21 protein-coding genes are annotated in these 19,585 nt (G+C 32.7%); 12 read left to right on the top strand and 9 right to left on the bottom strand.

Features of this window, described 5'->3' with window-relative positions:
• The first annotated feature begins 4 nt into the window (after positions 1-4).
• Genes MHH94_RS12845 through alsE form a run of 3 tightly spaced genes read left to right on the top strand, consistent with a single transcriptional unit; the run spans position 5 to position 2,272 of the window.
• The gene (locus tag MHH94_RS12845) at positions 5-457 is read left to right on the top strand and encodes a PTS sugar transporter subunit IIA (RefSeq protein ID WP_048541537.1); all 453 of its coding nucleotides are present in this window, start codon (positions 5-7) and stop codon (positions 455-457) included.
• 16 nt (positions 458-473) lie between these two features.
• Positions 474-1,574 (top strand): PTS fructose transporter subunit IIC, encoded by a 1,101-nt coding sequence (locus MHH94_RS12840; protein ID WP_048541539.1) that lies wholly within the window; start codon positions 474-476, stop codon positions 1,572-1,574.
• A gap of 14 nt (positions 1,575-1,588) precedes the next feature.
• Complete coding sequence (alsE, locus tag MHH94_RS12835) at positions 1,589-2,272, top strand: D-allulose 6-phosphate 3-epimerase (RefSeq protein WP_325888894.1); 684 nt, start codon at positions 1,589-1,591, stop codon at positions 2,270-2,272.
• A 60-nt stretch (positions 2,273-2,332) separates the two neighbouring features.
• Here alsE and MHH94_RS12830 read toward each other — a convergent pair whose 3' ends face one another.
• The 3 genes from MHH94_RS12830 to MHH94_RS12820 are packed head-to-tail and all read right to left on the bottom strand — an operon-like array spanning position 2,333 to position 5,273.
• A complete protein-coding gene (locus MHH94_RS12830) occupies positions 2,333-3,508 on the bottom strand; it encodes an ABC transporter permease (RefSeq protein WP_325888893.1) in 1,176 nt (391 codons plus the stop codon).
• A complete protein-coding gene (locus MHH94_RS12825; protein ID WP_049319519.1) occupies positions 3,505-4,185 on the bottom strand; it encodes an ABC transporter ATP-binding protein in 681 nt (226 codons plus the stop codon). Before MHH94_RS12825 ends, MHH94_RS12830 begins: the two co-directional genes overlap by 4 nt.
• Entirely contained in the window at positions 4,182-5,273 is a 1,092-nt protein-coding gene (locus tag MHH94_RS12820) for an efflux RND transporter periplasmic adaptor subunit (RefSeq protein WP_325888891.1), read from the bottom strand. The genes MHH94_RS12825 and MHH94_RS12820 overlap by 4 nt, the downstream gene beginning before the upstream one ends.
• Before the next feature lie 538 nt (positions 5,274-5,811).
• Between MHH94_RS12820 and MHH94_RS12815 the strand changes: the two genes are divergently transcribed.
• Positions 5,812-6,420 (top strand): YIP1 family protein, encoded by a 609-nt coding sequence (locus MHH94_RS12815; RefSeq protein WP_084755338.1) that lies wholly within the window; start codon positions 5,812-5,814, stop codon positions 6,418-6,420.
• 46 nt (positions 6,421-6,466) lie between these two features.
• Here MHH94_RS12815 and MHH94_RS12810 read toward each other — a convergent pair whose 3' ends face one another.
• Positions 6,467-6,646, bottom strand: a complete 180-nt coding sequence (locus MHH94_RS12810; RefSeq protein WP_048541552.1) for a VraH family peptide resistance protein — start codon at positions 6,644-6,646, stop codon at positions 6,467-6,469.
• Between the two features lie 231 nt (positions 6,647-6,877).
• Here MHH94_RS12810 and MHH94_RS12805 point away from each other — a divergent pair, with 231 nt between their 5' ends.
• Positions 6,878-7,033: a hypothetical protein gene (locus MHH94_RS12805; protein WP_037590088.1), complete on the top strand. Its 156-nt coding sequence runs from the start codon at positions 6,878-6,880 to the stop codon at positions 7,031-7,033.
• Between the two features lie 28 nt (positions 7,034-7,061).
• On the top strand, positions 7,062-7,223 hold the full coding sequence (locus MHH94_RS12800; RefSeq protein WP_158259706.1) for a hypothetical protein: 162 nt from the start codon (positions 7,062-7,064) through the stop codon (positions 7,221-7,223).
• A 90-nt stretch (positions 7,224-7,313) separates the two neighbouring features.
• Here the strand turns inward: MHH94_RS12800 and MHH94_RS12795 are convergent, their stop codons facing one another.
• Entirely contained in the window at positions 7,314-7,562 is a 249-nt protein-coding gene (locus tag MHH94_RS12795; RefSeq protein WP_058590813.1) for a DUF3923 family protein, read from the bottom strand.
• Positions 7,563-7,705: 143 nt separating this feature from the next.
• Here MHH94_RS12795 and lepB point away from each other — a divergent pair, with 143 nt between their 5' ends.
• Positions 7,706-8,293: a signal peptidase I gene (gene lepB / locus MHH94_RS12790; RefSeq protein WP_058590812.1), complete on the top strand. Its 588-nt coding sequence runs from the start codon at positions 7,706-7,708 to the stop codon at positions 8,291-8,293.
• A 62-nt stretch (positions 8,294-8,355) separates the two neighbouring features.
• Positions 8,356-9,366 (top strand): aldose epimerase family protein, encoded by a 1,011-nt coding sequence (locus MHH94_RS12785; RefSeq protein ID WP_325888888.1) that lies wholly within the window; start codon positions 8,356-8,358, stop codon positions 9,364-9,366.
• 85 nt (positions 9,367-9,451) lie between these two features.
• On the opposite strand, the gene gabR is transcribed toward MHH94_RS12785, so the two are convergent.
• Entirely contained in the window at positions 9,452-10,834 is a 1,383-nt protein-coding gene (gabR, locus tag MHH94_RS12780) for a MocR-like transcriptional regulator GabR (protein WP_058590810.1), read from the bottom strand.
• A 101-nt stretch (positions 10,835-10,935) separates the two neighbouring features.
• Between gabR and gabT the strand changes: the two genes are divergently transcribed.
• Genes gabT through MHH94_RS12765 form a run of 3 tightly spaced genes read left to right on the top strand, consistent with a single transcriptional unit; the run spans position 10,936 to position 14,987 of the window.
• Positions 10,936-12,222, top strand: coding sequence for a 4-aminobutyrate--2-oxoglutarate transaminase (gene gabT / locus MHH94_RS12775; protein WP_058590809.1), 1,287 nt, complete (start codon positions 10,936-10,938; stop codon positions 12,220-12,222).
• 31 nt (positions 12,223-12,253) lie between these two features.
• Positions 12,254-13,645 carry an APC family permease gene (locus MHH94_RS12770; protein ID WP_025904436.1) on the top strand — a complete coding sequence of 464 codons (1,392 nt, stop codon included), beginning with the start codon at positions 12,254-12,256 and terminating at the stop codon, positions 13,643-13,645.
• Entirely contained in the window at positions 13,608-14,987 is a 1,380-nt protein-coding gene (locus MHH94_RS12765) for an NAD-dependent succinate-semialdehyde dehydrogenase (RefSeq protein WP_106417705.1), read from the top strand. The genes MHH94_RS12770 and MHH94_RS12765 overlap by 38 nt, the downstream gene beginning before the upstream one ends.
• An 82-nt stretch (positions 14,988-15,069) precedes the next feature.
• On the opposite strand, the gene MHH94_RS12760 is transcribed toward MHH94_RS12765, so the two are convergent.
• The 3 genes from MHH94_RS12760 to MHH94_RS12750 all read right to left on the bottom strand — a co-directional run bounded on the left by MHH94_RS12760 (position 15,070) and on the right by MHH94_RS12750 (position 19,058).
• Positions 15,070-16,287, bottom strand: coding sequence for a metal-dependent hydrolase family protein (locus MHH94_RS12760; RefSeq protein WP_325888887.1), 1,218 nt, complete (start codon positions 16,285-16,287; stop codon positions 15,070-15,072).
• A gap of 17 nt (positions 16,288-16,304) precedes the next feature.
• Positions 16,305-17,474: a hypothetical protein gene (locus MHH94_RS12755; RefSeq protein ID WP_078355054.1), complete on the bottom strand. Its 1,170-nt coding sequence runs from the start codon at positions 17,472-17,474 to the stop codon at positions 16,305-16,307.
• A gap of 219 nt (positions 17,475-17,693) precedes the next feature.
• Positions 17,694-19,058: an amino acid permease gene (locus tag MHH94_RS12750; protein WP_058590805.1), complete on the bottom strand. Its 1,365-nt coding sequence runs from the start codon at positions 19,056-19,058 to the stop codon at positions 17,694-17,696.
• Positions 19,059-19,265: 207 nt separating this feature from the next.
• On the opposite strand from MHH94_RS12750, the gene MHH94_RS12745 reads away from it, so the two are divergent.
• Complete coding sequence (locus MHH94_RS12745) at positions 19,266-19,580, top strand: PTS sugar transporter subunit IIB (RefSeq protein WP_048541575.1); 315 nt, start codon at positions 19,266-19,268, stop codon at positions 19,578-19,580.
• The last annotated feature ends 5 nt before the right edge of the window (positions 19,581-19,585 follow it).

The raw sequence follows: 19,585 nt of genomic DNA, 5'->3' as shown, positions 1-19,585 counted from the left end.
CTATATGAATTTAATAGATGTATTAGATGAGAACACAATCTTAACAGAACTTGAGACAAATAATAGAGAAGAAACTTTAGAAACACTCGTTCATTTATTTGATAAAGAACAATATATAGACAATTCAGAAGCATTTTTAGAAGCGGTTTATAAAAGAGAGTCAGAAGGCGTAACAGGTATTGGTAACTTTGTGGCGATTCCACATGGGAAAAGTAGTAGCGTTAACAAAGTTGGTATTGCAATTGGCGTCTTAAAAGATGAAGTAGAGTGGCCATCTTTAGATGATACAGGTGCGAAAGTCGTTATTTTACTTGCAGTCGGTGAAGATAACGACAATTCTAAAGAACATTTGAAACTCTTATCATTAATCGCAAGAAAGTTGAGTAATGATGAAGTGATTGAACAATTATTAAATTCTAAAAATAAAACAGAAGTTGTAGCAATTTTATCTAACTAACAAAGGGGGAGATAACGTGAAAACATTTTTTAATCAGTTGAATTTAAAAGGTCATTTACTTACGGCAATATCTTATTTAATTCCAGTTGTATGTGGAGCGGGATTCATGATTGCAATTGGAATGGCGTTAGGCGGAGATTCATCAACAGATTTAACGAAGACTGGCTATTCATTCTGGGATGTACTTGCAACACTTGGTGGAGCTGGACTGGGCATGTTACCAGTCGTTATTGCAACAGGTATCGCTTATTCAATTGCTGATAAGCCGGGTATAGCACCTGGACTCGTTATTGGTTTAACAGCTAATGCAGTTGGATCAGGTTTTATCGGAGGTTTAATAGGTGGCTTCTTGGCAGGTTATCTTGTTGTATTAATTATTAAATATATCAAAATGCCAAATTGGGCAAAAGGCTTAATGCCCATGCTTGTAATTCCATTTATCGCTTCACTTATAGGTGGGCTTATTATGGTCTATGTAATCGGCGCGCCAATTACACAATTTACGCATATTTTAACGGAGTATTTGCAATCACTCAGCGGTACTTCTAAATTAATTTATGGCATTATCATCGGAGTATTAGCAAGTGTCGATTATGGTGGTCCAATTAATAAGACAGTATTTGCATTTGTTTTAACTTTACAAGCACAAGGTATTCATGAACCTATAACAGCATTGATTGTCGTTAACACAGCTACACCAATTGGATTCGCATTTGCATATTGGATTGGAAGATTAATGCGTAAAAATATTTATAAAAAAGTAGAAGTAGAAACATTAAAAACAGCATTCCCAATGGGAATTATTGAAATTGTAGAAGGCGTCTTACCGATTGTTTTAAATGACATTATTAGATGTGTTATTGCTACAGGAATCGGAGGTGCAGTAGGTGGCGCGATTTCAATGGTGATGAACGCTGACTCGAAAGTACCGTTTGGTGGCATGTTGGCAATTCCAACAATGTCTCAGCCATTAGGTTTCGTCATCGCTATCGTAGCAAATGTTATTGTTACGGCTCTAGTACTTGTGCTACTTAAAAAACCTGTAAATGAATCAGAAGAAATGGTCGATGAAATCGAAGAAGATGACATAGAATTAGGCGATATTAAAGTATACTAATGGAGGTTTAACATATGGAGAATGTAAAGTTTTCACCATCATTAATGACGATGGACTTAGATAAATTTAGCGAGCAGATTACATTTTTGAATCAGCACGTAGAATCTTATCATATAGATATTATGGACGGTCATTATGTCCCTAATATTACACTTTCACCTTGGTTTATTGAACAAGTTAAGAAAATTTCTGACGTACCCATTTCTGCACATTTAATGGTCACGGAGCCGTCATTTTGGGTGGATGAATTATTAAAAGTAGATACAGATTATATATGTATACATGCAGAAGTCGTCAATGGTGTCGCTTACCGATTGATTCATAAGATTCATGATCAAGGTAAAAAAGTAGGGATCGTATTAAATCCAGAAACACCCATTGAAGTGATTAAACCATATATTCAATATTTAGATAAGATCACAATTATGACCGTTGACCCAGGGTTTGCTGGAGAAAAATTTATCGATGAAACATTAGATAAAATAGTAGAATTAAGAAAGTTAAGAGATGAACATCAATACAAATATTTAATTGAAATGGATGGTTCTTCAAATAAGAAGACATTTAGTAAAATTCAAAAAGCCAATCCAGATATTTATATATTGGGAAGAAGCGGGCTATTCGGTTTAGATGAACGTATTGACGAAGCATGGCACAAAATGATATCAGACTTTAATAATGCCTTAACTGAAGTATAACTAATAATACCGCCACCTGAGTTGGACGACAACTCAGGTGGCGGTTAAATTATATTTAAACTATTTAATTATATCTATTAATTCTTTCTTAGATGCTGACCTTGCTGGTATCCAACCAAATACAATACCAATTAATGTTGAAACGCCGACAGCTAGTAAAATAGATCCTAGGCTCACAACACTTTGAACCATATCAGGCGTAACGGCTTCTACAAGTTTAGAAATCAAGATACCTATGATTAATCCTATAATGCCACCGATTAGACATAGTACGATACTTTCTATTAAGAATTGTATTTCAATGTCTCGACCCTTAGCCCCAAATGCACGTCTTATCGCAATTTCTTCTGTACGTTCAGCGACTGAAATATACATAACATTCATCACACCTATACCCGCAATGAATAATGAAATACCTGCTACTGCTGCAACAAAGTACGTAATGGCATCGAATACTTGTGTAATACTTTTCATGACTTCTTCCATATCTGAATACTGATAACTACCTTCGCTCATGCCTGAACCTCTTTTATTTAAGAGCTTAGCTGCCTTATTAGCGATTTCTTTTTTGTTATCATCGTTATCTACTTTTAATTCTAGTTGTGGAAGTTCCTGACTTAAGTCGCCCATATATCGATTGAATGTTTCGCTAGGCATATTGACTGTATTTTCATACAAAGGATTATTGACAATACCTACAATTTTAAATCCTTGGTCATCTATAAATAACGTCTTACCAATCGCGTCACCTTTGAACGCTTTTTTAGCGATCGTTTGATCGATTGTGACGACTTTTTCTTTCAATTCATTATCTGATTGTGTGAACCCTTTACCTTCAGATGCATTGTCGACATGGTCTTTTTTGAAGATATTGATGTCAGATTGCTTTTGTGAATTGGTCATTTTTGCCCCATAACTTTGACTGTCATCTTCTTTAATTGTAGCGTCTGTGACACCGTCTATTTGTTTGACGAGCTCAATATCTTGTTTGTCGAATGGATTTTCTTTAGAGCCTTCCATATTTTCAGGCATGAAGCTAATCATAGCTTGTCCTTTACTCGCACCCGTATCAGCAAATTCATCAGATGCCGTCTTTTTAAAACCATTACCTAAAGACATAATGGTAATGACTGCAGCTATACCAATAATAATACCAATCATCGTAAAGATGTTACGGCGTTTATTCTTCATGATAGATTTGAGAGAGACTGATATGATATTCGGTAAGTTCTTCATTCTATCACCTCTTCTCGCTGAACACGACCATCTAATATGTGTATCACGCGATCAGCTTGTTCAGCTACTTTACGATCATGCGTAACAATAATCATCGTTGTATTTTGTTCGCGATTAAGTCGCACAAATAAATCCATAATATCTTTAGAAGTTTGAGAATCAAGTGCACCTGTTGGTTCATCAGCGATAATGAATTTAGGTTTGTTGACAATCGAGCGTGCGATGGCGACACGTTGTTGTTGACCACCTGATAACTTATTCGGTACAAGATGTTTTTTATCTGCTATTCCAACGTCTTTTAAGACAGATTCAACACGTTGTTTACGTTCTTTTGAAGACATACCTGAATATAATAGAGGGATACTAACATTCTCCATGATCGTATTATTTTGTATTAATTTAAAATTTTGAAAGACAAAACCGACTGTTTTATTTCTAATAAAGGCAAGCTTATTATCTGAAACTTGTTGATAATTCTCATCATCAAACAGATATTCACCTGTGTACCCTCTATCTATAAACCCTAAAATATTAATTAGTGTACTTTTCCCAGAACCTGAAGGGCCCATAATCGCGATAAATTCACCTGTATCAATAGATATATTAATATCTTTCAATATATGATTTGTTTCTTCTCCGTTTTTAAAGTGTCGATTCACATTAACTAAATTAATCATGATGCTATCTCAACCTTTTCACCATTATTTAATGTTTTCTTAGGTGAAATGATCAGTTTATCGCCAGATTTAAGTCCTTTCTCAACATATATTTCACCATTTTGTCGTTTAATATTGATATGTCGTTTATGAACTTTATGATTTTTATCGACAACAAATACATGATTACCTTTTGTTAATACAGACTTAGGTAATTTAATCGTATCTAAAGGAATTTCTCCTTCAGTTGAGAAACCACTACGAACAGAAATGTCTAATTTACCAATCGTTACTTGATATTTAGAGTTGCCTTTACCAACACTTGGATTATTAGAAACAGGATTAGATGTCTGCGTTGTCTCACTTTCTGGATCTGCAGTATTCATCGATTCACTTTGGTTACTATCATCGTAACTTGTAGGTAATTCAGAAATCTTTGTTATTTTCCCTTTACCTTCTTCGCCAGTACTATTCACTGTTACATTAACTGCATCGCCAACCTTAATTTTAGTAATATCAAATTCAGATACAGAAGTTTTGATTTGAGGTTCACTCGCGACTAATTTTAATATTGCTTCACCACTATTAGCGTCATTATCATTCTCCATTTCGACTTTACCATCAAATGTAGCATACATACTTTCGTTTACTTGACGGTCGTACTGAGATAACTGCTTGTTAGCATCATTTAATGTATTTAAATCTTTAGATAAAGTGTTTTGTAAATCATTATTGTTCGGTTGCTGATTAATATTTTGGTAGTCTTGATCAACTTTGTTTTGTGCAGCATTTACTTTATCTTGTAAATCTTGGCGCTTTTGATCATTCACATTATAGTTAATCAATTGATCACCTTGTTTAACAGATTGACCATCTTCAACAACTGTACTCACAAATTCACCTAACTGATCATTATTGTTATAAGTTTTAATTTTAGTAGGTGCAGCCTTACCAGAAATACTTAAAGGAGATTCCTTTTTAACTTTATATGTATCATAACCGTCTTTTTTATCGTCTGTATCATTTGTAGTTTGTTTTACAATAAGCGCAACAACAACTAACAAAACGATAACGATAATCCCGATTATCCAAAATAATTTACGCTTCAACTTATTCCACTCCTATATATTTTTATTCTCACATGGGAAATGTTACCACAGTTAGGAACAATAAAAAATAATACTTATGAGATTTAAGAATATTAAATTTGTAATTAATTATTCATGGTTTTTTATGTAATTCACAAACAATAGCGGAATCATACATGAGTGATAGAGCGTAATATTAAAAATATCCATAAAAAAGTACAAAAAAATAACCATCTCTAACTTTGGAGGTTTAGATGGTTATTTTTAACATAATCAAAAATCCACCGTCTTTTTAACGGGCTCATGGGCAACATGTGACAGCACGTTGCCTTTTTCATTTACATAATAGCATAATTTGGTATATTTTGTCTATTTCTGTTGAGTGATCATATGAATATTTAATTTACATAGTTCTTTAAGAAGTACATGCATATCATATTCTATGCAAAAATTAAATAACGATTATAAAATTTAAGAATATTAATTATATAATTAAGTATTTTATTAATGCTTTATGAATGTTAACCTTAAATTATACAAAAAGCAAAGGAGTATAGTGATGAAACATTCAAATTTATTATTTGCACCAACTTTAAACAACTATAGAGAACGACCTAAGTGGTTGATGAATTTGATTTTGGTCATTATTTTATCAGTTGCTTCAATATGGATTACATCAATAACAACTGATCTTACTGCTGATTTAAAAGAAGCTGGATTAAGTGAAACTGAAATTAATCAAATGTCTACATTTACTACAGTATTTGCATACATAGGTGGTATTTTAGCACCAATTATAGGCATTGCTTTTTCGTTTCTAATCTTTCTAATTATCTCAAAAATTATGAAATCTGATGTAAAAGCTTCAAGTTTATTCGCAGCTGCTACGCTTGTGAAATTAATTACAACAATCTTTAATCTCATCGTTATAGTTATTATGGCAATTGTAGGTTTAGATCCAGTTAAATACTCTATTACAAGCTTAGCAGTATTTAGTCAAAGTAATGATTATCTTGGTGTATTTGATTTATCAACATTATTAGCAGCATATTTATTTGGAGTTGTATTATATGCAACAAGTAGATTTAAAGGAAAGACAGTAGTAATATGGACTGTGATTTATCTTGTTGTCGTAGTTGGAATAGGTTTAATTCAAGCAAGTATATAATGAATTGATCAATAAAGCCCGTTTTCAAGGAAACGGGCTTTAAATATTATTTATAATTTTTTAAGTAATACGCGCCACCTAAAAGTCCGACAGGAATCCCAAATAAAGGTGTGATGAGGACACTTAAGACAACAACCGCAACTAGTACAACTGCGATATTATAACCCGTTAATTCTAACTCAAGTAAATCGTTGAAACTTTTCTGAAGTAATTCTTTTACTTTCATGCTTAACCCTCCATTGATATTCTTTCTTATAATTTATGTGAGATTATTCATTTCATATTATACCATCTCATATAATTACTGGTAAAACAGATATCATTTTCATCTCTTTAATATATATGATTACCATAATTGTGTATAAAATGTTACATTTATATTATAAAGAAATATATTATGAATATCATAAGTTTTTGAGTCTTTAAAATAATATTAACAACGAAAGAGGTATATCACATGGGTTTTTATATAATGTTACTTTCATTTATATTAGGTTTAGTTATAGTAGTAGTTGGTATAAAACGTAGAAAAGAGCATAATATTTATAAAGGATCTATAGTTGTTGGTGCAGTTCTTATTATCTTTGCTATTTATTTAGGATGGCCAAAATAAAGAATAATGTACTAAAGGGTGAATCTTTATGAAACAAATTATTTTATTAATATTAATAGCAGGTATACTTCCAATTATCGCAACAAATTTAGAAGGAAGTTTAACTAACTTATCTGCTGTATTATGGGGAGTTTCAATATTTCTCTTTATAATAGCTGCATATAAAGTAGTAAAAAAGGTCATGAATTAGGGTGGCTCTTTTAATAAAAACAGACGATACACTCTATGTCTTTATCTCTTATTTAAGTGAAATGTGACGGAGTGTATCGTTATTTTATATTTATACATTTTGATTTTGAGATTTTAACTTTTTAGAAGTGATGATATTGACGATTAACCAAACGAGTTGTGTTAAGAATGGAATGATAAAAAGTGTTGCCATGATACCGATAGAGAACCATTTTAATTCTGTTGTTTGCACAGCTCCAGTGGCATCGACTTCTCTAAACCATAAAAAGATTGAGAACGTTAAAAATGCACCAACTTCAATGATTGTTAAAATCCACCACAATACCCAAGATACTTTCATGAGAATGCCTCTTTTCAGTATATAATATATTAATTTAATATTATCATTTAAATATTAAATGAGCAATAAAGGGAAGAATGCTTGAATATATAATATGGTTTGAATAACATGTAAATAATAATATGAGTTTAAGGAGGGTTATAGTGGTTAAGAATTTAATGGAATGGGTTGCGTCTATCGTTGTTGCTATTGTAGTGGCGTGGCTTATTACGACTTTTTTATTTAGTAGATATGAGGTGCATGGACAGTCTATGTATCCTACGTTTAATGATAAAGACAATTTGATTGTTAGTAAAATTTCGAAAACGCTTGGTACGATTGATAGAGGTGATGTGATTATTTTTCATGCGAATGAAGAAAAGGATTATATTAAGAGATTAATAGGTGTACCTGGTGACACTGTCAGATATAAGAATGATCAATTATATATCAATCATGAAAAAGTTGCAGAACCTTATTTAGATTTTAATAAGAAGCATAAATTCACGGAATATTTAACGGAAAACTTTGATGTATCAGATACAAAAAATTCTGAAGGTGAAAAAGTAATTCCAGAAGGTAAATATTTAGTCCTCGGTGATAATCGTTTGAATAGTAATGATAGTCGCCAAGATGTTGGGCTCATTACCGACGAACAAATTGTAGGAAAAGCTAAAATAAGAATTTTACCAACGAATAATATGAAATATGACTTTTACGCTGATTCGTTTGATCATGTAAATGAGAATTGATTGGAACAATATGCTAAACTTTAATTAACTGCATGTAGACTTTATAGAATAGGATGAGGCTAATGTCATTTGAGATTGAGACTTTAGATAAAGAGAAGAATATAGATTTGATTACAATCTATGATGAGCGTTCAAAGGTTCAATTCACGAATTTTGGTATACGGATTGTCGATTGGAAAATTGATGGTAGATCCTTTATCCTTGGTCCGACTGAAAGCGATGATTTAATAGAATATTATGAGCAAAATCCTTATTTCTTTGGTGCGACTGTTGCAAGATATGGTGGCAGAATTGAAAATGGTCAGTTTGTATTAAATGGTGAATCCTATCAGATTGAACAAAATGATGGTGTGCATAATTTACATGGTGGTTCTAATGGGTTGCATACTCAAGTGTTTGATTATGACATTGTTAATGAAGATGATATTGTCCGTATTGTATATCATGTAGAATTGAAACATTCAGTTGATCATTTCCCAGGTGATATTAATATGACTGTAACACATCAATATGATTTAACGAATTTGAAATGGACAATTATATATGAAGCAACGAGTACTGAAGATACTTTATTGAATCCGATGAATCATGTGTATTTTAATTTGAATGAAACAAATGCATCTATTGAAAACCATCAACTTCATCATAACGTTCGATTATATCCGCTAAAGGATAATCAAATTGTGGAATCTCTCGATACAGAGAATATTAATGTAGAAATTGGGAAAGATAGTATAACTTTTAAAGATATATTCGAAAGTGGATTACAACAAATCAAGCAATTTAATGGTATTGATCATCCAGTGAAATTAGAAGATGGCACTTTCAAAGTGTCGAATGATAAATTGGAACTTGAAATGACGACTAATCAGAATGAAGTTGTCATATTTACATTGAACGATGTAAATTGGAATGATCTCAAAGACTCTATTCATGTACATAGTGGCTTTACATTAGAAACGCAATCACTACCTAATGATATTAATTTATTAAATGAATCAGCACCATCAATTTTAAGAAATGGCGACACATTTAATAGTGTCACAAGTTATCAAATCAATTATAAGAAATAGTTTATATAATAGAAGACAATCATACTTTCATAACCAACCTTGTATAGAAGCGTTGGTTATGAAAGTATTTTTTATGTCATAGTTATCAATGGCTATCATATATAATGTCTTTTAGTTTTAAAATAGCAGGTTCGATATCATCTCGATTTATTTTCGCAAATCCAATAATAAGTGTCTTAAATGGTGTGTTTTCAGGTTCATCAGCCATGAAACGTCTAATCGTATATAATTCTATACCGTGGTCATGCGCTTTTTGTTCAATCTCTTGGTAACTTAAGTCTGTCTTAATATTAATTAGAAAATGAAGACCTGCCTCCATGTCGTATATCGAGACGTCTTCTTTAAATGATCTTTTTAATACTTTTAGAAAAAGCTCTCTCTTTTCAGTATAAGTATGATGCATTTTACGAATATATTTCTCATAGTTTCCGGATTTAATAAATAAATGTAGGGCGTAAGCATTTATTAAGCTTAAATCTGTAATGGATGTATCTGTTATCGCATCAAATTTATATAAAAGTGGATAGGGTAAGACCATATAGCTTATTCTTAAACTTGGCATTAATGTTTTCGCGAATGTACCTAAATATATGACACGTTCATTCTTATCTAAACTATATAATGAAGGAATATTATCTGTACCATATTTATATTCACTATCATAATCGTCTTCTATAATATATTTATTATGTTCAGTTACCCAGTTGAGTAATTCAATTCTTCTTGAAATTGGCATAATGGTTCCTGTTGGAAATTGATGTGAAGGTGTTGTCACGACAAAATCAGGCTTTGCCTGTTTCACATGTTCAACAGATAACCCTTTGTTGTCTAGTGGGATATTAACGACATCCTGTCCCATGCCGATAAATAGCTTTCTCATTCGAGAATATCCAGGATTTTCAATAGCGATTTTTTGATTGTTTGAAAATGCTTTGAATAAGCTGCTTAATAAGTTCGCTGTACCTGAGCCGACAACGATTTGTTCAGGGTAACAAACGACACCTCTTTTGTATGAAATCAATTGAGCGATTGATTTTCTTAGCTCAAGCGGCCCTTTATATACAGGGATTTCTGACATTTCATGTTTGAAAAGATGAAAAGCTTCTTTCACGTATTTAGACCATAAGTCTATTGGAAACTGTGAGATGTCTGTTGTCATATGCGATAAAGAATAACGATATGAAGATTTAATTTGAGTTGGGTTATTGTTTAAAGGTTGCGTAATATGTTGATCTTGAATGATTAACTTATTTAATGCCTCAACAAAGTAACCTTGTCTTTCCTTTGTGTAAATATAACCCTCAGCAAAAAGTTGTTCATAAGCATTCTTGACAGTGTTAATACTGACATTTTGATCAATTGAAAGTTGTCTTTTGGATGGTAATTTTTCGTGACTATTATATTTTTGAGAGAGTATATCTTGTTTTAATTTGAGATAAATTTCTCTATATTTGTAAGTTTGAGTCATATCGTTCACCCCTCTGGTACTATTAAAAATTAAAAACTGGTACTTTTCATTATACCAATCTTTTTTTAATATGTACTAAATAAACAATAGGAGGGATTTTGATGGGTAAGACTCAAGAACAATTAGAATCTTTACGTAACGAATATGTAGCAAGAGGTGTCAGTAATGGTAATACACATATTGCTGATTTTGCAAAAGGGGCAACAGTTACAGATAAAGACGGTACAGAGTGGATTGACTTTGCAGGAGCAATTGGTACGTTAAACGTTGGTCATTCACATCCTAAAATAACTGAACATTTAAAAAACGAGCTTGAAAGATTTATTTTACCTGGTTTCAATGTGATTATGTATGAAAGTTATATTAAATTAGCAGAGAAATTAGCAGAAATTACACCAGGTGACCATAAAAAGAAAACAGTATTACTAAATTCTGGCGCAGAAGCAGTAGAAAACGCTGTAAAAATCGCTAGAAAATATACAGGTAGACAACAAGTTGTATCATTTGTTAGAGGCTTTCACGGAAGAACAAATTTAACGATGTCTATGACAAGTAAAGTAAGACCTTATAAATTTGGCTTTGGCCCATTTGCACCAGAAGTATATCAAGCGCCATATCCTTATTTAGCAGATAAACCTGAAGGATTAAGTGATGAGGCATACATAGATTCAGTCATTAAAGATTTGAAGAATTTCTTTATCGCAACAGTGGATCCTTCAGAAGTGGCATGTGTTGTGATTGAGCCAGTACAAGGTGAAGGTGGATTTATCATTCCAGATAAGAAATTTATTCATGCATTAAAAGACATATGTGAAGAACATGGTATCGTATTTATTGCAGATGAAATTCAAACAGGCTTTGCACGTACTGGTAAGACATTTGCAATTGAGCATTTTGATGTTATTCCAGATTTAATGACTATATCAAAATCTCTAGCAGCAGGATTCCCATTAAGTGGCGTTGTAGGGCGTAGTGAAATTATTGATAGCCCAAATCCAGGCGAAATTGGTGGTACATATGCAGGAAATCCACTTGCATGTGAAGCAGCATTAAAAGTAATTGAAATTATTGAAGAAGAAAACTTAAATGCTAAAGCTGAACAACTTGGTGCAACGATTCAATCAAGATTAGAAGCATTTAAATTAGAACATTCATTTATAGGAGATATTCGTAGATTAGGCGCAATGGTCGCAATGGAAATTGTTGATCCAGAAACGCAATCACCTGATAAAGTTAAAACATCACAAATTGTTAAAGCAGCAAATGAAAATGGTTTATTATTATTATCAGCTGGTATTAACGGAAATGTGATTCGATTTTTAGCACCGTTAGTCATTACAGATCAAGAATTAAACAAAGGATTATCAATCTTAGAATCTAGTCTTTAAGAAATTTGACTAATAAAAATGGGGTATAATTATGAATTCTCAATTTAATAAATCAATGAACATAGCAGACGTACTATTTCTCGCGATTGGCGCCATGCTTGGATGGGGCTGGGTTGTTCTTTCGGGAGAATGGATTTCACAAGCAGGATTTCTAGGTAGTATTATCGCATTTGTAATTGGTGGATTATTAGTAATTTTTATTGGATTAACATACGCAGAGCTTGCCTCTGCAATTCCTGAAACAGGTGGCGGATTTGTATTCGTTAAGAAAGCATTTAGTCCTGGCGTAGCATTTATATCTGGTTGGTCAGTATTATTTGGTTATGTATCTGTTATTACTTTTGAAGCAGTCGCATTGCCAACTGTTATTGACTATGTCATACCATTTGAACATTCTGGTTTATTATGGAATTTAGCTGGCTGGGATGTTTACTTAACTTGGGTACTCATCGGTTCTATAGGTAGTGTTATATTAACATCATTAAACTACTTTGGCGTTAAACCTGCTGCAGTTATGCAAACTGTGTTTACAATATTTATTGTTGGCGTAGGTTTATTATTATTCTTTGGTGCTGGTTTCAATGGTGACTTTACACATCTTAAACCATTGTTTAATGGTGGTGTAGGTGGAACAATGTCTGTTCTAATCATGATTCCATTCCTATTTGTAGGTTTCGATGTTATTCCACAAATAGCTGAAGAAGTAAAAGCACCTTCTAAAAAAATAGGTGGTATTTTAGTTATCTCTATTATAGCATCAGTTATCTTCTATTTATTAATTGTGTTTGGTGTTGCAACTGGTTTAACACCAAGTCAATTAAGTACAAGTGAATTAGCAACAGCAGATGCAATGGTGAATTTATTTGGATCAAGTGGATTTGGTATATTACTCGTATTAGGTGGGATTGCTGGTATTATCACAAGTTGGAATGCATTTATTATCGGTGGTAGTCGTATTTTATATGCGATGGCGAAAAATAATATGATTCCTAAGTGGTTTGCATACATTCACCCTAAATACAAAACACCAACACACGGTATTATATTCCTTGGTGTTTTAGCATTTGTTGCACCTTTATTAGGTCGTCCTGCATTAGTATGGATTGTTGATGCTGGTGGCATCGGTGTTGTATTAGGTTACTTATTAGTTGCATGTGCATTTTTGAAATTAAGAAAAAGTGAACCTAATTTAGAAAGACCATATCGTATTAAAAGTGGTAAAGTAGTTGGTTGGATTGCTGTAATTTTAAGTATTGCGTTTATCGCAATCTATTTACCAGGAATGCCGTCATCACTTATTTGGCCACATGAATGGATTATTGTATTCGTATGGTATGGCATAGCAGCAGTCTTATATTTAACAAAATCAAAAGGGGATGAAGTATTTGAAACAGCTAAAAGTATACAATCCAGCAACGAATGAAGTCGTTAAGACGATTCCTTATACTTCTGAAGAAGAAGCAATTCAACAAATTGATAAAGCACAAGTTGCATATGAATCATGGCGTGAAAAAGACGCTCATGAACGTTCATCACTTTTATTAAAATGGTATCAATTAATTGATAAATATAAAGAAGAATTAGCAGAATTAATTACTCTAGAGAACGGTAAACCTTATAAAGAAGCATTAGGCGAAGTTGCTTACGCAAATAGTTACATTCAATGGTATCAAGAAGAAGCAAAACGTATTTATGGTAAGACTATACCTGCTAATCAAAAAGGTAAAAAAGTTATCACTGATCCGTTCCCAGTAGGTGTTGTTGGTGCAATTACTCCTTGGAATTTCCCAGCAGCAATGATTGCGAGAAAAATGGCGCCAGCATTAGCAGCAGGTTGTACAATTGTTTGTAAACCGGCTTTAGAAACACCACTAACGACGATAAGAATGGTTGAATTGGCACATGAAGCGGGTATCCCTGAAGATGCCATTCAATATGTTGTATTAAGTGGTAAAGACGCAGGTAGAATATTTACTGAAAGTCCAATTATACAGAAGATAACATTCACAGGGTCTACACCAGTAGGTAAACATTTAATAAAAGATTCTGCAAATACAGTTAAAAATGTCACGATGGAATTAGGTGGATTAGCACCAGTTATTGTTCATAAAGATGCAGATATTGAACTAGCAGTTGATCAAACAATCGCGACTAAATTTAGAAATTCAGGACAAACTTGTATAAGTGCAAATAGAATTTATGTACATCAAGATATAGAACAAGCTTATACAGAACGTTTAACTGAAAAAGTAAATGCATTAAATGTAGGAAATGGCTTAGAAGAGGGTGTTGAAATGGGTCCACTCATTAATCAACAAGCTGTAGATAAAGTCATCGACCAAATTGAAGATGCCGTACATCATGGTGGAGAATTGTCATTACCATTTGAACAATTAAAATTAGGTGGAAATTTCTTAAAGCCAGTCGTTATCAGACAAGCAAATCTTGATATGAAAGTGATGCATGAAGAAACATTCGGACCAATCGCTGCAGTCATGGCATACGAAGACTTAGATGACATTATTAAAGTTGCCAATGATACAGAATATGGTTTAGCCGCTTATTTCTTCACGAATGACTATCGTACAGGCTTTGATATTTATAAGAAGCTTGATTTCGGTGTGATAGGTTGGAATGATGGTGCGCCATCAGCAGCGCATGCGCCATTTGGAGGATTTAAAGAAAGTGGATATGGCCGTGAAGGTGGTATCGAAGGTATTGAACCTTATTTAGAAACTAAATATTTATCAATCGGTAATATGTAATAAATGAACCCCCTAAAAGTGACCACTTTTAGGGGGTTCTCATATGTATCTATTTCTAGAATACACTTTAAATGCTATGATATTATCTAATGTCTTTGACAATTTTGCCATCTATTGAAACGACTTTAATTTTATTTGGGTCTCTTAATACTTTGATGTCTTCTAAAGGATTTTGATCTAGTATAATGAAGTCTGCTTTCTTGCCGACTTCAATTGTACCTAAGTCGTCGTCATAACCTAAACATTCAGCAGCTGTCTTAGTAGACGAAACAATAGCTTCCATTTCTGTCATGCCGTGTTCAACCATAAGCTCTAATTCTCTTAAATTAGTTCCATGTTTGAATACACCTGCATCTGTACCCATTGCTATTTTTACACCAGCTTGATGTGCTTTCTTAAAGCTATCAATATGGTCTTGCATGACTTGTTTAGATTTCTTAATAGAATTTTCACTCATACCTAATTCTTCAGCGAACTCTATAACGGAAAGTGGTGCGAGTAATGTAGGTACGAGGTACATTTCTTTTTCTTTCATTAATTGAACAGCTTCATCATCTAAATATATACCATGCTCAATTGAGTGAATGCCTGCTTCTATACATTGTTTAACACCTTGCAACCCTTGAGCATGTGCCATAACTTTTCGATTATTTCTAAATTGCGCTTCTTCTACAATGACTTTTAATTCTTCTAATGAGAATTGCGTATAATCTGGATGGTCAGTTGCACTTGTTACACCACCTGTTGCATGTACTTTTAATACATCAGCACCAGCTCTTAACATTTCGCGTGCTTTTTTACGGACTTCATTCACACCATCACACATACCACTCGGTAAACCAGGATAGCCATCTTGCAAAATAGGGAGTTGTAGACCGGATTTAGTATAACTGTCCCCATGACCACCTGTAATGGTTAATGCGTTGACACTTATTTGTAAACGCGGTCCGAGTATTAAACCATCATTCACAGCTTCTTTTAAACCTAAATCTGCTCCTAAAGCATCTCGAACGGTTGTAACACCTGCATCAACTGTTCGTTTTAAATGATTAATTGCTTTGTAGAAGTTATATGAAAAAGGTGTAGATAATCTTCTTTCTAAAGGTTCCATTTCCAACATAACATGTACATGACTATCGATTATACCTGGTAATAGATATTGACCATTTCCTTCTATTATATTGTCGCCATTTAAATTACTACCAATTTCAGAAATGACATGATTTTCAACTTTTATATCAATACCTCGTTGAATGTCTTTTCCAGTACCGTCTATTAAATTGATGTTTTTTATAATCATATCTATGTCCTCCTCAATTACTTAATAAAGTTCATTAATATAGATGTTAAAATAACAGATGCAACTGTAACTGTTGTAAACCCACCAATAATCATCGGGCTTAATAACTCATTAAATACATCTTCTCTGTCTTCCTCATTATCAGTAACAGATCGACTGACTTCTTCACATAAAATAAAATCACCCGGGAAACCATATAATGCGGTTAAAGCAACTGGCAATGCTTTAGTTGGTTTCCAACCAATTAATTTAGCACCGATAAATCCGCCAATTAAAATACCAATTGTACCTATAACAAGAATAGATAAAATAGCAGGTAAGAATTCCCATAAATCATGTGGTTTAATGCCGCCCATAGAACCGATAACGATTAAAATGATAATAACCATCATAATTGTGAATGATTGATTACGTTCCAGTTCTTTTTGTTCAAACAATCCAATTTTCAATCCGATAACACCAAATAATAAACTGACTAGTGTGAAATGAATGCCTGTTACTTCACCAATCATGAAGGCAATACTTGCTAAGAAGAACATAATAAAGAGTCTGATAACATTGTTTTGAAGTAACGGATTCTTATTAAATATCGTTTCTTTCTTAGGTTCATTTTTGTTAGAAATATTAGCGACATTTTTGTCTGTATGTCTATTTGCTAAGTAATATTTTGAATAGCGCTTCATAAGGATAGAACTTAATGGCATACCAATAACGCCTTGAAGTGCTTGCACGATAGCGGGTAAAACAATGAGATTGGCTAATCCTAAATCTTGAAGCTTTTCGACTGTGATGAGCAGCGCGACGATACCTCCAGCAATAGGTCCAACACCTGAAGCAGCAGTACGAAAATCAAATAGGAGTGTAACGAAGACTAATATTAAGGTTGTAGAACCCAATATACCTAATATTGATATAACAACTGCTTTCCATTGTGATTTAAGTATATGAAGCGGCATCATTGTACCCATATGCATGATAACAGGTGCAATAATAAGCGCGCCTAGCGAAGGTAAAATGGCATTATCTAATATCTTTTCAGGTAAGACGCCTGCCCAAGATAAAAGCAAGTAACTGACCATTGCTGTTAATAACATTGGTACACGAGCCTTTGTAAGATAAGAAATAATTTCCCCGAGAACGATTAATGCGAATAGTATTGTTGCTGAAATAAGTGGTTCACTAACCATTAGCATTCCCTCCTTTTTAAAGTTAATAGTCAAACTTTAGCATATCTAAATCAAGAAGTTAATAGTATTTTCTAAAAATTTAGAATATATAGATAAATATTACACTATTAATTGCATTCAATATATAACAAGAATTTAAATATTATTCTATGGTATATTACATTTATTCAATAAAAAACAGTAAACATGTCATATGACGATGTTTACTGTTTTTAAAATTTATTCATTTGAAGTAGAATGCTTGCGACGATTTATATAATAAACAACAAGCAATAGTACAATCCATAAAGGTGAGTACATTAATGCTGTACGTGTATCATTTGCAAAGAACAAAATAACTAATACAAATACAAAGAATATTAATGCAAGATATGATCCAATCACACCGAATGGATTTTTGAATTTAGATTTTTCGTGTAAAGATTTGTCTTCTTTTCTAAATTTGATATAACAAATTAAAATGATAGACCAAATAAAAATAAAGAATATCGTAGCTAATGTCGTAACGAGTGTAAATACGTCATCTGGTATAAAATAATTTAATATCGCAGCGAAGAATAATACAACACCTGAGAATATCAATGCTGGATAAGGTACACCACGTTTATTTGTCTTGCTTAACCCTTCAGGCGCATGACCCGTTTGACCTAAACCATAAACCATACGACTATTACTGAATAATCCACTGTTTGCAGCACTTGCAGCTGAAGTTAACACGACAAAGTTAACAATACCTGCAGCAGCTGGAATACCAGCTAATACAAATAAATTAACAAAAGGACTTTCAGCAGGATCAATTTTATTCCATGGTGTAATACTCATAATGATTAATAAACTTAATACATAGAAAATTAAAATACGAATACCGATAGAATTAACCGCTTTAGGTAAATTCTTTTCAGGGTCTTTCGTCTCACGAGCTGTAACACCTACAAGTTCAATTCCTACAAAGCTAAATACCGCCATTTGGAATGCCAGTAAGAAGCCCATAGTACCATTTGGGAAGAAACCATTATGGCTATATAAATTATGAAATCCAGATTGAATACCAGTGCTAGATTTAAAGCCATTAAATATCATCCATAAACCAATAACAATTAATAATATAATGGCGATAATTTTAATGAGTGCAAACCAAAATTCGACCTCACCAAATAATTTAACAGTCATAAGATTTAAACCTAATAGAATAACAACTGTTGCAATTGCAGAAACATATGCAGGAACATCAGGATACCAAAACTGAATATACTTAGCCACAGCCGTAATATCCGCTATTCCCGTTGCAACCCAACAAAACCAATACGTCCATCCAGTTAAAAATCCGAATAAAGGACCTAAATAATGTTCAGCAATATCAATGAAAGAATTGTAGTTACTATTTGAAAGTAATAATTCCCCTAAAGCTCTCATCATAATAAATAAGAAAAAACCAATAATAATATAAACTAATAAAATAGATGGACCCGCTAGTGAAATACTCTTACCAGCCCCAAGAAAAAGACCGGTACCAATCGCGCCACCAATAGCAATTAACTGAATATGCCGATTTGACATACTTCTTTGTAACTCATGATTTTCCATTTTTAATTCGCTCTCCTTAAACACAATAAAACATATGTAAACAATAAGATTTATAAAACAATATAAAAAGCATTATACTACGATTATTTGTATTTTGCATATTAATATAAATAAATGTTTCTGTTCCACTAGTAGAGGAAAATGATTATATCGATATGTAAGCGCAACCAAAATATAATGAAAATATATTCGAAAGGGGAAATCAAGATGAAAAATATTTTATTAGCATGTTCAGCGGGAATGTCTACAAGTTTATTAGTAAATAAGATGGAAGAAGCAGCAGATGCGGATGGGATTAAAGTGAATATCAAAGCAATGTCTAGTGATAACGCATTTCATTCTTTAGAAGAGTATGATGTGTTATTAATTGGACCACAAATGAGATTTATGAAGAAAAAATTTATGAAAGCAGCTGAAGAAAAAGGTCTAGAATTACCAATTGAAACAATTGATTCTGTAAGTTATGGCAGAATTGACGGAGAAGGCGTTCTTAAGCAGGCATTAAAATTATTAGGGGAATAGGTGAT

The organism is Mammaliicoccus sp. FSL K6-3158 (assembly GCF_038005105.1).
In the GTDB taxonomy this organism is placed as follows: Bacteria; Bacillota; Bacilli; order Staphylococcales; family Staphylococcaceae; genus Mammaliicoccus; species Mammaliicoccus sciuri.
The sequence above is the reverse complement of the archived record's forward strand: the minus strand, read 5'-3'. Positions and strand labels throughout refer to the sequence as shown.

What these genes read in the sequence shown, in the direction of transcription:
- MHH94_RS12845 (WP_048541537.1), top strand. Translation starts at nt 5, where the DNA reads ATGAATTTAATAGATGTATTAGATGAGAACACAATCTTAACAGAACTT.
- MHH94_RS12795 (WP_058590813.1), bottom strand. Translation starts at nt 7,562, where the DNA reads ATGAAAGTATCTTGGGTATTGTGGTGGATTTTAACAATCATTGAAGTT.
- MHH94_RS12825 (WP_049319519.1), bottom strand. Translation starts at nt 4,185, where the DNA reads ATGATTAATTTAGTTAATGTGAATCGACACTTTAAAAACGGAGAAGAA.
- MHH94_RS12760 (WP_325888887.1), bottom strand. Translation starts at nt 16,287, where the DNA reads ATGATTATAAAAAACATCAATTTAATAGACGGTACTGGAAAAGACATT.
- MHH94_RS12810 (WP_048541552.1), bottom strand. Translation starts at nt 6,646, where the DNA reads ATGAAAGTAAAAGAATTACTTCAGAAAAGTTTCAACGATTTACTTGAG.
- MHH94_RS12745 (WP_048541575.1), top strand. Translation starts at nt 19,266, where the DNA reads ATGAAAAATATTTTATTAGCATGTTCAGCGGGAATGTCTACAAGTTTA.
- gabR (WP_058590810.1), bottom strand. Translation starts at nt 10,834, where the DNA reads ATGACTCAAACTTACAAATATAGAGAAATTTATCTCAAATTAAAACAA.
- MHH94_RS12800 (WP_158259706.1), top strand. Translation starts at nt 7,062, where the DNA reads ATGAAACAAATTATTTTATTAATATTAATAGCAGGTATACTTCCAATT.
- MHH94_RS12805 (WP_037590088.1), top strand. Translation starts at nt 6,878, where the DNA reads ATGGGTTTTTATATAATGTTACTTTCATTTATATTAGGTTTAGTTATA.
- gabT (WP_058590809.1), top strand. Translation starts at nt 10,936, where the DNA reads ATGGGTAAGACTCAAGAACAATTAGAATCTTTACGTAACGAATATGTA.
- MHH94_RS12755 (WP_078355054.1), bottom strand. Translation starts at nt 17,474, where the DNA reads ATGGTTAGTGAACCACTTATTTCAGCAACAATACTATTCGCATTAATC.
- MHH94_RS12815 (WP_084755338.1), top strand. Translation starts at nt 5,812, where the DNA reads ATGAAACATTCAAATTTATTATTTGCACCAACTTTAAACAACTATAGA.
- MHH94_RS12785 (WP_325888888.1), top strand. Translation starts at nt 8,356, where the DNA reads ATGTCATTTGAGATTGAGACTTTAGATAAAGAGAAGAATATAGATTTG.
- MHH94_RS12770 (WP_025904436.1), top strand. Translation starts at nt 12,254, where the DNA reads ATGAATTCTCAATTTAATAAATCAATGAACATAGCAGACGTACTATTT.
- MHH94_RS12750 (WP_058590805.1), bottom strand. Translation starts at nt 19,058, where the DNA reads ATGGAAAATCATGAGTTACAAAGAAGTATGTCAAATCGGCATATTCAG.
- alsE (WP_325888894.1), top strand. Translation starts at nt 1,589, where the DNA reads ATGGAGAATGTAAAGTTTTCACCATCATTAATGACGATGGACTTAGAT.
- MHH94_RS12830 (WP_325888893.1), bottom strand. Translation starts at nt 3,508, where the DNA reads ATGAAGAACTTACCGAATATCATATCAGTCTCTCTCAAATCTATCATG.